16 protein-coding genes and 3 pseudogenes are annotated in these 12925 nt (G+C 37.0%); 8 read left to right on the top strand and 11 right to left on the bottom strand.

Annotated features, from left to right (window positions below; genetic code table 11):
* From IQ224_RS16245 to IQ224_RS16235, 3 genes and pseudogenes are all read left to right on the top strand, one after another.
* Positions 1-540 (top strand): annotated as a pseudogene (locus tag IQ224_RS16245) (Rpn family recombination-promoting nuclease/putative transposase); the annotation flags it as partial.
* Between the two features lie 71 nt (positions 541-611).
* Positions 612-3236, top strand: coding sequence for an alanine--tRNA ligase (gene alaS / locus IQ224_RS16240; RefSeq protein WP_194033220.1), 2625 nt, complete (start codon positions 612-614; stop codon positions 3234-3236).
* A gap of 222 nt (positions 3237-3458) precedes the next feature.
* Positions 3459-4143: pseudogene (locus IQ224_RS16235) on the top strand (ATP-binding protein); the annotation flags it as partial.
* Here IQ224_RS16235 and IQ224_RS16230 read toward each other — a convergent pair.
* The 5 genes and pseudogenes from IQ224_RS16230 to IQ224_RS16210 form a co-directional block, all read right to left on the bottom strand.
* A complete protein-coding gene (locus IQ224_RS16230) occupies positions 4076-4222 on the bottom strand; it encodes a hypothetical protein (protein ID WP_002747325.1) in 147 nt (48 codons plus the stop codon). The pseudogene IQ224_RS16235 and the gene IQ224_RS16230 sit on opposite strands and share 68 nt — an antisense overlap.
* Positions 4223-5077: 855 nt before the next feature.
* Positions 5078-5317 (bottom strand): type II toxin-antitoxin system HicA family toxin, encoded by a 240-nt coding sequence (locus IQ224_RS16225; RefSeq protein ID WP_002798208.1) that lies wholly within the window; start codon positions 5315-5317, stop codon positions 5078-5080.
* Complete coding sequence (locus tag IQ224_RS16220) at positions 5310-5573, bottom strand: type II toxin-antitoxin system HicB family antitoxin (protein ID WP_194033219.1); 264 nt, start codon at positions 5571-5573, stop codon at positions 5310-5312. Before IQ224_RS16220 ends, IQ224_RS16225 begins: the two co-directional genes overlap by 8 nt.
* A gap of 204 nt (positions 5574-5777) precedes the next feature.
* Positions 5778-6110: pseudogene (locus IQ224_RS16215) on the bottom strand (DUF5615 family PIN-like protein).
* A complete protein-coding gene (locus IQ224_RS16210; protein WP_002735373.1) occupies positions 6094-6342 on the bottom strand; it encodes a DUF433 domain-containing protein in 249 nt (82 codons plus the stop codon). Before IQ224_RS16210 ends, IQ224_RS16215 begins: the two are co-directional and overlap by 17 nt.
* 208 nt (positions 6343-6550) lie before the next feature.
* On the opposite strand from IQ224_RS16210, the gene IQ224_RS16205 reads away from it, so the two are divergent.
* Both IQ224_RS16205 and IQ224_RS16200 read left to right on the top strand, forming a co-directional pair.
* On the top strand, positions 6551-7003 hold the full coding sequence (locus IQ224_RS16205) for a hypothetical protein (RefSeq protein WP_194033218.1): 453 nt from the start codon (positions 6551-6553) through the stop codon (positions 7001-7003).
* Positions 6984-7163, top strand: coding sequence for a hypothetical protein (locus tag IQ224_RS16200; protein WP_159251988.1), 180 nt, complete (start codon positions 6984-6986; stop codon positions 7161-7163). The genes IQ224_RS16205 and IQ224_RS16200 overlap by 20 nt, the downstream gene beginning before the upstream one ends.
* Before the next feature lie 70 nt (positions 7164-7233).
* Here the strand turns inward: IQ224_RS16200 and IQ224_RS16195 are convergent, their stop codons facing one another.
* Both IQ224_RS16195 and IQ224_RS16190 read right to left on the bottom strand, forming a co-directional pair.
* The gene (locus IQ224_RS16195) at positions 7234-7716 is read right to left on the bottom strand and encodes a DUF3368 domain-containing protein (protein ID WP_036390009.1); all 483 of its coding nucleotides are present in this window, start codon (positions 7714-7716) and stop codon (positions 7234-7236) included.
* Positions 7717-7721: 5 nt separating this feature from the next.
* Positions 7722-7961 carry a UPF0175 family protein gene (locus tag IQ224_RS16190; protein ID WP_194033217.1) on the bottom strand — a complete coding sequence of 80 codons (240 nt, stop codon included), beginning with the start codon at positions 7959-7961 and terminating at the stop codon, positions 7722-7724.
* A gap of 270 nt (positions 7962-8231) precedes the next feature.
* Between IQ224_RS16190 and IQ224_RS16185 the strand changes: the two genes are divergently transcribed.
* Together IQ224_RS16185 and IQ224_RS16180 are read left to right on the top strand one after the other, a co-directional pair.
* Positions 8232-8555, top strand: coding sequence for a DUF433 domain-containing protein (locus tag IQ224_RS16185; protein ID WP_194033216.1), 324 nt, complete (start codon positions 8232-8234; stop codon positions 8553-8555).
* Positions 8539-8874 carry a DUF5615 family PIN-like protein gene (locus tag IQ224_RS16180; RefSeq protein ID WP_002790889.1) on the top strand — a complete coding sequence of 112 codons (336 nt, stop codon included), beginning with the start codon at positions 8539-8541 and terminating at the stop codon, positions 8872-8874. The genes IQ224_RS16185 and IQ224_RS16180 overlap by 17 nt, the downstream gene beginning before the upstream one ends.
* Before the next feature lie 77 nt (positions 8875-8951).
* Here the strand turns inward: IQ224_RS16180 and IQ224_RS16175 are convergent, their stop codons facing one another.
* The 4 genes from IQ224_RS16175 to IQ224_RS16160 all read right to left on the bottom strand — a co-directional run bounded on the left by IQ224_RS16175 (position 8952) and on the right by IQ224_RS16160 (position 11153).
* On the bottom strand, positions 8952-10055 hold the full coding sequence (locus tag IQ224_RS16175) for an ATP-binding protein (RefSeq protein WP_185238137.1): 1104 nt from the start codon (positions 10053-10055) through the stop codon (positions 8952-8954).
* Between the two features lie 127 nt (positions 10056-10182).
* On the bottom strand, positions 10183-10491 hold the full coding sequence (locus tag IQ224_RS16170) for a hypothetical protein (protein ID WP_194033215.1): 309 nt from the start codon (positions 10489-10491) through the stop codon (positions 10183-10185).
* Between the two features lie 16 nt (positions 10492-10507).
* Entirely contained in the window at positions 10508-10912 is a 405-nt protein-coding gene (locus IQ224_RS16165) for a hypothetical protein (protein WP_194033214.1), read from the bottom strand.
* A gap of 55 nt (positions 10913-10967) precedes the next feature.
* On the bottom strand, positions 10968-11153 hold the full coding sequence (locus IQ224_RS16160; protein WP_002754073.1) for a hypothetical protein: 186 nt from the start codon (positions 11151-11153) through the stop codon (positions 10968-10970).
* A gap of 246 nt (positions 11154-11399) precedes the next feature.
* Between IQ224_RS16160 and IQ224_RS16155 the strand changes: the two genes are divergently transcribed.
* The gene (locus IQ224_RS16155; RefSeq protein ID WP_194033213.1) at positions 11400-12749 is read left to right on the top strand and encodes an ATP-binding protein; all 1350 of its coding nucleotides are present in this window, start codon (positions 11400-11402) and stop codon (positions 12747-12749) included.
* Positions 12750-12925: the final 176 nt, after the last annotated feature.

The raw sequence follows: 12925 nt of genomic DNA, 5'->3' as shown, positions 1-12925 counted from the left end.
ACGAAACCCGACAGATAGATTTATTTTTTTCCCCCAATCCCGAACCCAACCCCGATTATCTGGGATTATTAGGCAGAATTGTCCTTAATACTGTCTTAATTGAACCCTATCGCAATCCTCCCAACCGTAGCGAGATTCGCAATTGTTTAGCGAAACTTTTGGCGATTTTATCCGAACTGCAAAGACAAGCTAAACGGGAAAATCAGAGCTACAATGAAGACAATGCCCCTCGTTTGTGGATTTTATCCCCTTCCGTGTAATGCTTTCCGGGAAAATGTGCTGGAATTATTGATTAGTTGGCGGGTTAGTATGGAAGTAAATAACATCCTAGAAACTGAAGATAGAGAGGTGTTTATGACTTTATCTCAAACCTATCAGGAATGGAAGGAAGCAACTAAACGGGAAGGACGACAGGAAGGACGACAGGAAGGAAAACTGGAATCTATTCCCCGTTTGCTTGCCTTGGGTTTAAGTGTGGAACAAATCGCTCAAGCTTTGGATTTAGACTTAGAGCAGGTCCGACAAGCGGCGCGAGAGTAAAGGTGGAGAGTTAAAACGCAAAAATGCCACAATGGATAAAATAGGCATTTTCTGACTAACTGACATCTTCTATGAGTAACCACCTAAGCGGAAGCGAGATTCGCCAGCGATTTTTAGACTTTTTTGCGGCCAGAAACCATAAAATTCTCCCTAGTGCCTCTCTAGTACCAGAAGACCCCACCGTTTTGCTGACTATTGCGGGAATGCTCCCTTTTAAACCGATTTTCTTAGGGCAAAAGACCCCAGAATTTCCCCGCGCTACCACTTCCCAAAAATGTATTCGCACCAACGACATCGAAAATGTCGGCCGGACTGCCAGACATCATACTTTTTTTGAGATGTTGGGCAATTTTAGCTTTGGTGATTATTTTAAAGAACAAGCGATCGCCTGGGCCTGGGAATTGTCCACAGAAGTTTTTAACCTTCCCCCCGAAAGATTAGTTGTTAGTGTCTTTAAAGAGGATGAGGAAGCTTTCGCTATCTGGCGCGATAAAATCGGTATTCCTGCCCATCGTATCCAAAAAATGGGCGAAGCGGATAACTTTTGGGTATCGGGTCCCACGGGTCCCTGTGGTCCCTGTTCGGAAATTTACTACGATTTTCACCCCGAATTAGGGGATAAAACCATCGATTTAGAGGATGATAGCCGTTTTATCGAGTTTTATAACCTCGTCTTCATGCAGTATAACCGCGACGCGGACGGCAATCTAACACCCCTAGCGAATAAAAATATCGATACGGGGATGGGTTTGGAACGGATGGCGCAAATCCTGCAAAAAGTCGCCAATAACTACGAAACTGACCTAATTTTCCCGATTGTCGCCGAAGCGGCCCGGTTAGCAGCCATAGACTACCAGAAAGCGGACGAAAAAACGAAAGTTTCCCTAAAAGTCATCGGCGATCATGTGCGTTCGGTAGTACACATGATAGCGGATGGCATCTCAGCATCGAATACTGACAGAGGTTACGTCTTGCGTCGTCTGATTCGGAGAGTAGTACGTCACGGGCGTTTAATCGGTATTGAAGGTCAATTTATCACCAAAGTGGCGGAAGTTGCGATCGCTCTTTCCGAGTCCGTCTATGGCAATGTTCGGGAACGGGAAACGGTGATCAAGGCAGAATTAGAGCGAGAGGAAGCGAGATTTTTAGAAACCCTAGAAAGAGGCGAGAAACTGCTCGAATCGATTCTAGAAAAAGAAAAAAGCCAGATTTCGGGAGTCGATGCCTTTACCCTTTATGATACCTATGGCTTCCCCCTCGAACTCACTCAAGAAATCGCTGAGGAGCAGGGTTTAAGCGTCGATACGGCGGGTTTCGAGCAGGAAATGAAAAAACAGCAGCAAAGATCAAAAGCCGCCCACGAAACCATAGATTTGACGGTACAGGGTAGTTTAGATAAGCTGGCAGAACATATTCACCCGACGGAATTTCTCGGTTATACGGATTTGCAAGCAACCGCAACAGTAACGGCGGTTTTAGTCGCTGGTAAAACGGTGGAATCGGCCGCAGCAGGCACTAAGGTGCAGGTAGTTCTCGATCAAACCCCTTTTTACGCGGAATCGGGTGGACAAATCGGTGATAAGGGTTATTTAACCGGAGATAATCTGCTTATCCGCGTTGAGGATGTGCAGAAAGAATCGGGGATTTTTATCCATTTTGGTCGGATTGAGCGGGGAGTTGTCACCACCGGCGATACAATTAATGCACAGATTGACCGTTCCTGTCGTCGTCGCGCCCAAGCTAATCATACCGCCACCCATCTGCTACAATCGGCATTGAAAAAGCTTGTCGATGCTGGGATTTCCCAAGCGGGTTCCCTCGTCAGTTTTGAGCGCCTCCGTTTTGATTTTAACTGTCCTCGTCCCCTGACTAGCGCTGAATTGCAACAGGTGGAAGAACAGATTAACACTTGGATTGCCGAAGCGCATGACACCCAGATAGCGGTGATGGGATTGGAAGAAGCGAAGCAAAAGGGAGCTATTGCCATGTTTGGCGAGAAATACGGCTCAGAAGTGCGAGTTATCGATATTCCTCGCGTTTCTATGGAATTATGCGGGGGAACTCACGTTAAAAATACCGCCGAGATCGGTTTATTTAAAATCATCTCCGAGACGGGAATCGCCGCAGGAATTCGTCGCATCGAAGCGGTGGCCGGCCCCGCCGTGTTAGCATACCTGAATGAACGGGATCAGGTGGTGCGGGATTTGTGCGATCGCTTTAAGGTCAAACCTCTGGAAATTCCCGATCGCATTACGGCCCTACAATCAGAGTTAAAGGGGACACAAAAGCAGTTAGAAGCGGTTAAACAGGAGTTGGCACTAAATAAATCGGATGCTTTGCTATCTCAAGCTGAATCTATCGGCGAATTTAAGCTATTAGTCGCTTCTTTGGGCGATATTGATGCTAATGCTTTGATGGCTGCAGCCGAAAGACTACAGCAAAAATTAGGGGAAGGGGCAGTGATTTTGGCCTCGACTCCCGCAGCTGATAAAGTGAGTTTAGTGGCCGCTTTTAGTCCCCGGGTGATTAAAGATCGGGGTTTACAAGCGGGTAAATTTATCGGTGCGATCGCTAAAATCTGCGCTGGTGGTGGTGGTGGTCGTCCCAATTTAGCTCAAGCTGGGGGACGGGATGCTAGTAAGTTAAGCGAAGCTTTAGCTAAGGCCAAAAGTCAGTTAACTAGCAGTTTACAATAGTTTTAAGGGTGGGCATTTTGTCCACCTTTAAAAAATTAGTGGCTCTCCCAGCTTTGGTGGGTAAAATGTATTCTAAGATACATTTCTCCTAGCGAGGGGGTGGAACGAACCACAAAGACACAAAGGACACAAAGATCGATCGATCCTATGTCAATTAAACTTATCACACAGAACCTAGAAGAGCCAATTAGTTATTCTCTCGGTGTGATTGGTCAAAATAATATGGAACTACTGATCAAGAATTTGGGATCAATTAGAAATAATAATCAAACTATAGATTTAACCAAGAAGTTCTATACTTTTATTGGCTACAATAATAGTGGCAAAACCCTAGTTTCTCAGCTTTTATGGACAATTTTTAATGATGACAATATTAGAAAGTTTTCCGAAAATACCGAAATTGATTCTTTAGTAATTGACTCGGAAAAACCCATTAAAAAAATTACGATTAATCAAGAATTAATCGATGAGATTCTCAATAAATTTAGCCAGTTTATTGAAAAAGAAGTTGTTAATACCTATAATCTTGATGCTAGTATTAAAGAAACGATTATTGGTTCCAATAAATTAGTTTTTCAAGCAAATATCAAAGAATTTAAAGATAAAAGCTTTAGATTAACCATTGTTGTTGGTGTTAACAATGATCTGGGTTATTTACAGATTAGCAAGCGCAAAGGTAGCCTAACAATAAATATAAAAGAGAATAATATCCCTGAGAAAGTATTTGTCAAATACCCAGAGACTTTTTGAGAGAGCTAAACCATACAAGGAATCAGTAATTATTCCGTCAATAATAAGAGTGCTTTTGTCTCCGATACAAGATACTTTTTTTATCCCCGCTAGTCGTAGCTTTTTTCCTGTTTTCTACCAGTACATTTATGAGATAGAGAGAAATAAAAGAAAGGAGAATTTTCTGCAATAAACTCCCTGAGAAACTCATTTTCCAATTGAGCGGCATAGATAATAATATTGCTATCTAATAACATGATTTAATCCCGATTAGGAAGAGAGCGATCGCACCGATTTTGTTGTTGCCACTGTTGGGTATCAACATCAGTAAAAGTATTATTGTTAGCAATTTTTTTGAAAGCATTGGCCATTTTTTGACCGTTAGATCGATTTTTACCAATAATATTTTCTTCTAGTAAGGTAATATAAACATTAAGGCTCTTCGTTACTTGTTATGGTTCGATAGGGGGGCATAAATCAACAAAATCTTTATCTGGTAAGGGATTTAATTGATTAGTTCGCTTTAGATAAAAAACAATTGACAAAAATCGCCCAATGTCTTTCTCTATAAGGGTTCCATCCCTTATAACTCCCGTCTATTGCATAAGACAAACCGAAGAACCAACATTAACAGGATATTCGGAGTTGATTTCAGGGGTTTCATCAAGCCATTGAAGGGTATTATTTTTCAAAATTGCTTTAAAGGTTTTTACCATAGTTTTCTCCGCCGTTAAATGATACAGGATAAATGATTCAGACTAGCCCTAACCCAATTTTAACACAAGACCAACCCAACAAACTCCCCTGAACTCAATCTTTTAAATTAACGTCTTTGGATCATTTCATAATCAAAAGTTCATTACCAGAGCCAAAAATTACGCAAAATGGTGATAGTCACTTTACCTGTTTTTAAGGGAGGCTAATTTATCGACGATGACTGGGTGAAAATTAATCATTAAATCAATTTATAACAAGCAATCGAGGGTTTTACTCTTGCGTTAATGTACCTTAAAAAGGTAGCTATCACTTTATTTTAGCTTTTGGAAATAAAATTAAGATAAAGCGTAATAAAATAGATAATTTATTCTTTTGAAAAAAACGCATTCAATCATCTATTTTAATAAATGTTCTATTTCTTCATCTGTAAAACCAAATTGTCTAAAAATTCGTAAAACATAAGCAGGGGACATTTCTTTTGCACCTATATCGATAGGAACGATTCGACGTTGATTATACAATACTCTACAATATAAACGATGATCACCTTTTCCTTCTCGATAAAATTGACAGCCTCCTTTTTCAAGAATTTTGATTAGTGCTTTGGGTTTAAGAGAAGGAATATTTTTAGGCATAAACTTTTCTGAGTTCGTAAGTTTCGGGAGTTTCAGAATCTCCCACAGTTAAAAATTCATGAAGTTCGTCTATAGGAATAGGACTGGTATAGATATTGGCTTGATCACGATAAATCTCCCAAAAAGATTCAATCGCTTCTTTTAGTTTCTCAATAGCTTTTTCCTGAGTTTCTCCTTGTCCAACTAATCCATTTTCAAGACATAATGAAACCCAATAATCTGCACTTTTTCTCAGAATAACGGTATAAAAGTTCATGGTAATTGTTCCGTTGAAATTTTAATCGGGGATTAGAATTTACTCCAGCTTAATTTTAACACAAGACCAACCTAACAAACTTCCCTGACTTCAATCTTTTAAATTAACGTCTTTGGATCATTTTATCAATAAACAATAAATAAAGTGCATTATACTTTGTTAATGCACCCGATCAGAAAAGCGATCGCTTAGGATAATATATGATTATGCAATTACTAAAACGGACTCGGTAGAGTTATCGCTAAATTCCTTAATAGCTTGTTTATGTTTTAAAATAAGACTGATTAGATGATAAGTCGTACAATTTCCAATCCTCAACCAGATGAACTTTGGAGGTTAGCCATACAACAAACTCCGTTGATAAAAATCAGCATCTTTCGAGACAATTATAAATCCATTGATACGCGCATATTCCCAAATCCTTTGATCGGGAAACCCTTTTAGGCTACAATCTCTAACATGAGCGCTATCGGGAAAATGTGATACCAGTAACAGAGGTAGTTTAGGTGATAAGTTTTCGTCAAATAGCAGTTTCATAGGGAATAACCATTAAACGACGATCCCGCTCGGCGGCAAATGCAAAACAGGCTTGTATATCTTCTAAGGTAAGATCGGGGAAATCATCTAATATTTCTTCAATAGTCATCCCTCCTCCTAGATAATCAAAAATATCTGCTACTGCAATACGAGTATTGACAATGCAAGGTTTGCCACTGCGAATGTCTGGGTTAATCACAATCCGATCTCGATATTTAGCTGCAAAAGACATAGTAATAATTGTTGTTGGCTAATGATTATTATAGCTTAATGTTAACTGTACTTTAAGCTTGATAAATCTTAAAACTAAAGCCCTCGACTTTTAGGTTTCAAAAATTCTATTATCAATAAGCTGCATTACACTACCTTAATCCACTCTAAAAGAGCGGCGATCGCACTTTTGATGTTAAACTAAGATCAGAAAACTTTTTTTATCATTTATGAAAAAACTTAGAGTTTATCTTGATACATCAGTCATTGGAGGCTGTTTAGATGATGAATTTTCCTTAAAGTTCAATCAATTGATGGAAGCCATTAAGCAAGAAAAGTTTATTTTGTTAATGAGTGATATCATTGTTAGCGAATTAATTAATTCCCCCCAAGCGGTTAAAGATATTTTATTATCGATTCCGCAGAGAGTTATTGAAGTAGTTAAGATAACACCTGAAGTTTTACAGTTAAGGGATGCTTATATCAATGAAGGAGTTGTTACATCAAAGTCTATTAATGATGCTACTCATGTAGCGGATGCAATCATATCATGGAATTTTAAACATATTGTGCGCCTAGATAAAATGAAAGGCTATAATCAAATTAATTTACTCAATGGCTACGGGATTTTGACTATTATTTCTCCTTTAGAGGTAACAATTGATGAAGCCAACGACAATTAAAAAAAGTTTTGACTGTTTAGCTTTTAAACAAACCAGTCAAGAAAAAATGGCTAAAGACATGAAAAATCTCAGCTATTCAGATCAGATTGAATATCTTCAAAAAAAGATTAATGAAAGTGATTTAAAGTTATGGTGGGAATCCATCAATAACAAGAAATAAGGCGCATTATACTCTGTTAATGCACCCGAAAAAATAAGCGTGCTGCTACGCAGTGCCTTCAGTATCACACTCAGTCTCCAAAAATGCTCTCAAATATCTCACGCTTGACTCTAAAGTTAATTTCTCTAAGTCTTTGATAAAAACTCTCCAAATTTTCAATTTCTATCTTTCCTTCTTTGAGAAGTTTACGAATAATCGCTAAAGTTCCTTTAACATTTAAGCCTAAGTGTAGTGCTTCTTTTCTTGCTGCAAAGTCATCAAGGATGATATAATCAGTTTGTAATTCTATTCCTAAAGTAATGGCATCAGATTCACCTTTCCCTAAACGTTCATTTAAACTATTTGCTAGAGAGATTAATTTAATATTTAGGATAATTAATTTCTGTTGATTGATCAGCTTATTAAGAGTCTCTGAAGATTGATCTTGTTTGGCATTAATTTCTTGTTGTACGGTTGCAGGCAAATAAAAATTATCATTAGAATCTAGGAATTTTTCTAAAAATCCTAACTGAGACAAAAAGATTAAAGGGGAAGAATTGAAAACAATTTTCATAGAGATTACCATTTTTTTTCTCTATCTATGTCTTCTGTAGTAAGATAAGAAAAATCGATTCCCATTAATTCTAAAATTTTCAAGAACATTTCTGTATCCATTTCCATGATTTCTGCGGCTTTATGAAGACTGATGATGCGAGAAACTAAAGCACCCACCACAAAAATAAATTGTTTTTTTTGTTCAATATTATCAAATAATTGTATTTCGGCGGCGATTTCTTGAAAAGTAATCGAAGTATTCATTGTCTTGCTAAGTTTCATCAATTAAGACATATCTAACTTAATTTTAACACAAGACCAACCCAACAAACTGCCCTTACCTCAATCCCTCGAATTAATGTCTTTGGATCACTTCATCAATAGACAACAAATAAGGCGCATTATAATTTGTTAATGCACCCTAAAAAAATCAGCGTGCTGCTTTGCGAATATCTTCGGCATCGCACTGATGTTGCCTTACTGGGAAAAAATGGTATAATAACAAGGATTGATTGATCTTATTGGCAAGTAATTATGTCATCTTTAGTTATCTCACAACATATTGAAATCACTCCTGGTATCTGTGGTGGAAAACCTCGTATTGCTGGACATCGAATTAAAGTTCAAGATATTGTAATTTGGCATGAAAGAATGGGAATGTCACCAGATGAAATTATTTATCATTATCCTACTATTACCCTAGCAGATGTTTATGCGGCCTTGACCTATTACCATGACAATCGAGAAGAAATTAGACGACAAATTGAAGCAGGAGAAACTTTTGCTAAACAACTACAAGGAAACAAACCATCTTTAATTGAGAAAATATTACAGGGTGAAAATGCCAGTCAAGATTAAATTTCATCTGGATGAAAGTGTTAGTAATGCTATTGCAAACGGCTTGAGAATGCGGGGAGTTGATGTCACAACATCCCCAGAAGAGGGTCTAATTGGTGCATCTGATGAAAGACAACTAGCTTATGCTTTGTCCCAACAACGAGTCATTTTTACTTTTGATGATGATTTTCTTAGTTTGGCCTCTACAGGTATTGAACATTGTGGCATTATTTACACTCGCCAACAACGTCAGCCAATTGGAAAAATTATCAGTGATTTAGTCTTAATTTGGGAATGTTTAGAACCTCAATATATGTATAAAAAGATTGAGTTTTTGTAAAGATTAGACACAATAATAAATAAGGTGCATTATACTCTGTTAATGCACCCGATCAAAAAAGCGATCGCACTAATTAATTATATGGGATTTTCTTGATCATTATCAGCTATTGCAAGACTTATCGCTCGTTTTTCTTCTTCATTTAACTTATGTACAGTAATATTGGGCTTGACTCGTCGTTTCTTAACAGCATCTAACGCATCTGAAAGATCCCGATAACCTATTGTACTACCGTTATTCATGGCAACTTTTAAGGCCGAATCAATAATCGCATTACGTATATCCCTGCCACAGACTTCATCTATTTCAGCAAGCTTCTCGGTAGATACATCCTCTAGAAGTGGCAAATTTTTCGGCAGAAGTTTCTGCCAGATGAGGTTTCTACAAATTTGATCTGGCATTGGAAAAAATATATTACGAACCCTAGTCTCAAATGCAGGATCATAGTTTTCAACTAGATTGGTGGCAAAAACGACAATTCCTCGAAATCTCTCTAGTGAAATTAGTAACTGACTGCGCATAGAGTTTATTGCCTGTTCGGATCCTTGAGTTACGTTAGTCAATCTTTTAGAGAGCAAGGAATCTGATTCATCAATGAAAAGGACGGCATTGTCGCGTTCAGCCGCATAAAAAAGGGCTTCAACGTTTTTAGGACCCTCCCCATGATACATACTCTCAATCTGAGCATAACTGACCAGTAAAATATTTCTCTCTAAGTAAGAAGCTACTGCGTGCGCAGCCAAAGTTTTTCCTGTGCCGGGTGAACCGTAGAAATTAAGTGCAGAATAAGGGAAGGGTTGTATATTTCTTAATCCCCACTCATCAAATACTAATTTTTCAAGGACTGAAATTTTACTAGCTATTAGTAATTCTTCCTTAACTGATTCAGGAACGACTAATTGTTCCATTGAAAAATTCGGCTTTTGGCTACGATACTGCTCCGCTCTTTCCTCTAGGGAAATAGAATTTGCTTTACTGACAGACGCTTTGTTACTATTTTTGCTCAGATTTTTGACGGAGTTTAAATCTACACTTGAGGAAACAATTAAAGGTAAATTTTCTTTTCCGATTTTTTCTAAATAGCTTTGCCAAGCTGCATATATTCTGGTTTTGAAAACAAGAAAATCTTTTTCACTTTCTATAGCAGTCGGTATATCCTGAAGTATAATTTCGTCTTCCATGTTGTTTACCTAAATTTTTGTATTTACAATAAAAAGTAGTCCTTGATAATTTTCGATTAACTTTAGGCAGGACTACCCTCATATATAAAGTATTACACGGTTGCAATTAACTGTTACTCAGCCTTACCTAAATCGTGATATAAACTACATCCTCGTCTTCAAGTTGATTAGATATTGAGTTACTTTCAACGAGTAAAGCCTCTCTTGTTACTGGATTGTACACAAATCTCTTGTGTTTCTTACTACCCTTTTGTTTAGCAATTTTTGCTAATTCCGAACTAGCTTTAGGGTCAATTATGAGAACTTCATCATCAAGGTCATCCCAATATTTATAGATAACTTCCATAACAGCAGCAATACTTATCATAGCCAAAGCTATGGCGGCTCCTCCCAATAAGAGAGCCAATAATACAATCTCTAATCCACCTAACAACATAGTAAATACTCCTTATTTATCTTTGTGCTAAATCAATCACAACACTATCATCGTTGCCAAAAATGTCATCCAATTCCTCATCAAGTTTTTTTGCACTGACTTTTCTACCTAAATAACCTCTTTTTTTGGGTATAATTTCTTCCTTATTGTCTATAAAAACCTGAGTTATCACCAATCCTTTAGATGAACGATCAAGTTTGAGCAAGGTTGACTTTACAGTAGGATATTTCAACTTTATGTCAATAGCGTACTCCAAAGCCTCAACATAAGTGAATACACTATGATCAGAAGCAAGTTCCCTTTCTGTCAAGGTATCTAAAAGTCCGTATATCGGTTCTTTTGCTATACTTTTAACAAAATCTTTGAATATTTCCAAATTTTCAGCTATTTTTTCAAATTTAGGCTCATTATCTGACACCATAATCAAATCTCCAGATGTGAACGATGACAATAAGGTATAAAGGTATAAGTATTACCTAACCCCCCGAATACTTGATACCAACTTGACTTAAAATCTGAACCACTTTGCTTGCGTCATAACTGGGGACTTCTATCTGATCCCCTGAAATTGAGGCATTTGAACCCAATGAACCGACGATTTTTGCCTTAGCTTCTGATTTTTTAGAATCGAGCGCATATTTGTCTAAAACGAACTTCGTCATAAAATACCTACGTTAAACTGAGACATAAGCAATAATACTTAGAACTAGCGTCGCTGAGTTAGATGTGGTTAGTTTTAGGTCTGTTTTGCTTAACTACATTCCATCATGCCAAACGCTTCCAAAAACTGACAATCCCTAAACATCGGATTTTATCGGGAGTTTTGTCGGGTAAATTTTTCTGAAAATTGGAAAAAGTGGGATTTAGTTGGGCTATAATACCCAAAAGTCTTTTGCTGTGTCGATTGTATGAATATCACGGAAGTTTTACAACTGATTGACGAACGCCTTATCGAGCGAGATAAAAAGCCGCTAAATACTATCCAGAAGGCTATTTTTGAAGGGAGTTGGCAAGGACAGAGTTATCAAGAAATAGGTAACGAATATCACCGCAGTGAGACTCATATTAGAGAGGAAGGCGCTAAGTTATGGAAGCTTTTATCAGAGGTTTTAGAAAAAGATATAAAAAAATCTACTTCCCGTTCTGTCTTAGAAAGAGTGTATATTAAATCATTAAAAAATTCTAATATTTATAGTATTAATGGCAATAATAATAATCTTTGTCCTACAGAAAATACAAGATTGTATAACGAAAATGACTTAAATAGTAATAATAACTCTCAATATTCTCAGACATATCATGATCTAACCCTTGCTCCCCAAATTATTGACTTTTACGATCGAGAAAATGAACTGGCAACAATCTCGAACTGGGTGTTTAAGCAAAATACTCGCTTAATTGCCGTTTTGGGATTATGGGGAATAGGAAAAACCACCCTAGTTAAAAGATTTATTGATCTCAATTTAGAACAATTTGAAGTGGTGATTTGGAAAAGTTTAAAATTTCCTAAGTCTTTAGATTTATGGCTAAATGATTTATTGAATACTTGCCAAAAAGAACCGAAAGAAAGCACCGATAATAAAATCCAGCAATTGTTAGAAGTTCTAAGCAATCATAAATGTTTAATCGTCTTAGATGATTTTCAAAATCTTTTTGCTGTTGGTCAAATGGCGGGTAATTATCAACCTGAATATAGTAGTTATCAACATTTTTTAAAACTGATTGCAGAAATCCAACACCAGAGCCATTTTATTCTCATTAGTCAAGAAAAATCCGCAGAAATGAACTATCTTAATCAAGAAAATTCTCCCATTCAATGCTTAGAATTATCAGGATTTGAAGCGATTGATTTTCTTAAAAATAAAGGTTTACAAGATGGGGAAAGATGGTTAGAATTAATTCAATTATACGAAGGTAATCCTTTTTATTTAACCGATATTGCCGTTTTGATTAAAGATGTTTTTGATGGCAAGGTTAACGATTTCTTGGCAGAAAATAGCTTAGTTATTACTAAAAAAATGCAGTCTCATTTAAAACAAATTTTTGGTCGCTGTTCTCCCCTTGCCCAACAAATCGCATTAGAATTAAGTAAAGTTGATCAACCTTTATCTAGAGAGGAGTTAAAAAATAACCTAGATTTATCTGCTAGTGATTTAATCAATGGTTTACAATCCTTGCAACAACGTTATTTAATTCAAAGGGAGCAAAACCGATTTCAATTATCATCTATTTTTAAAGCGTATATCAAAAGCGATTGATTGTAATATTTCTTAGAGGAGATCGAGTCTGAAAAAGAACCCTTCCAACCTCTCAAAATTACCCGATGATATTATCGACAATTTGAAACTGGCTCTCAAAGGGGCAACACTGTCCATGAATGAAGGCATTCCCAATCATTTTGAAGTGATTAGAAGTCTTCCTCATGGTCATGTGA

The sequence above is a fragment of the Microcystis sp. LEGE 00066 genome (genome assembly GCF_015207925.1).
GTDB classification, from domain to species: domain Bacteria; phylum Cyanobacteriota; class Cyanobacteriia; order Cyanobacteriales; family Microcystaceae; genus Microcystis; species Microcystis ichthyoblabe_A.
This window is presented reverse-complemented; position numbering and strand designations above follow the sequence as displayed.

Excerpts from the sequence above, each read along its gene's own strand:
- alaS (WP_194033220.1), top strand. The coding sequence starts at position 612 with ATGAGTAACCACCTAAGCGGAAGCGAGATTCGCCAGCGATTTTTAGAC.
- IQ224_RS16230 (WP_002747325.1), bottom strand. The coding sequence starts at position 4,222 with ATGTTATTAGATAGCAATATTATTATCTATGCCGCTCAATTGGAAAAT.
- IQ224_RS16225 (WP_002798208.1), bottom strand. The coding sequence starts at position 5,317 with ATGCCTAAAAATATTCCTTCTCTTAAACCCAAAGCACTAATCAAAATT.
- IQ224_RS16220 (WP_194033219.1), bottom strand. The coding sequence starts at position 5,573 with ATGAACTTTTATACCGTTATTCTGAGAAAAAGTGCAGATTATTGGGTT.
- IQ224_RS16210 (WP_002735373.1), bottom strand. The coding sequence starts at position 6,342 with ATGTCTTTTGCAGCTAAATATCGAGATCGGATTGTGATTAACCCAGAC.
- IQ224_RS16205 (WP_194033218.1), top strand. The coding sequence starts at position 6,551 with ATGAAAAAACTTAGAGTTTATCTTGATACATCAGTCATTGGAGGCTGT.
- IQ224_RS16200 (WP_159251988.1), top strand. The coding sequence starts at position 6,984 with ATGAAGCCAACGACAATTAAAAAAAGTTTTGACTGTTTAGCTTTTAAA.
- IQ224_RS16195 (WP_036390009.1), bottom strand. The coding sequence starts at position 7,716 with ATGAAAATTGTTTTCAATTCTTCCCCTTTAATCTTTTTGTCTCAGTTA.
- IQ224_RS16190 (WP_194033217.1), bottom strand. The coding sequence starts at position 7,961 with ATGAATACTTCGATTACTTTTCAAGAAATCGCCGCCGAAATACAATTA.
- IQ224_RS16185 (WP_194033216.1), top strand. The coding sequence starts at position 8,232 with ATGTCATCTTTAGTTATCTCACAACATATTGAAATCACTCCTGGTATC.
- IQ224_RS16180 (WP_002790889.1), top strand. The coding sequence starts at position 8,539 with ATGCCAGTCAAGATTAAATTTCATCTGGATGAAAGTGTTAGTAATGCT.
- IQ224_RS16175 (WP_185238137.1), bottom strand. The coding sequence starts at position 10,055 with ATGGAAGACGAAATTATACTTCAGGATATACCGACTGCTATAGAAAGT.
- IQ224_RS16170 (WP_194033215.1), bottom strand. The coding sequence starts at position 10,491 with ATGTTGTTAGGTGGATTAGAGATTGTATTATTGGCTCTCTTATTGGGA.
- IQ224_RS16165 (WP_194033214.1), bottom strand. The coding sequence starts at position 10,912 with ATGGTGTCAGATAATGAGCCTAAATTTGAAAAAATAGCTGAAAATTTG.
- IQ224_RS16160 (WP_002754073.1), bottom strand. The coding sequence starts at position 11,153 with ATGACGAAGTTCGTTTTAGACAAATATGCGCTCGATTCTAAAAAATCA.
- IQ224_RS16155 (WP_194033213.1), top strand. The coding sequence starts at position 11,400 with ATGAATATCACGGAAGTTTTACAACTGATTGACGAACGCCTTATCGAG.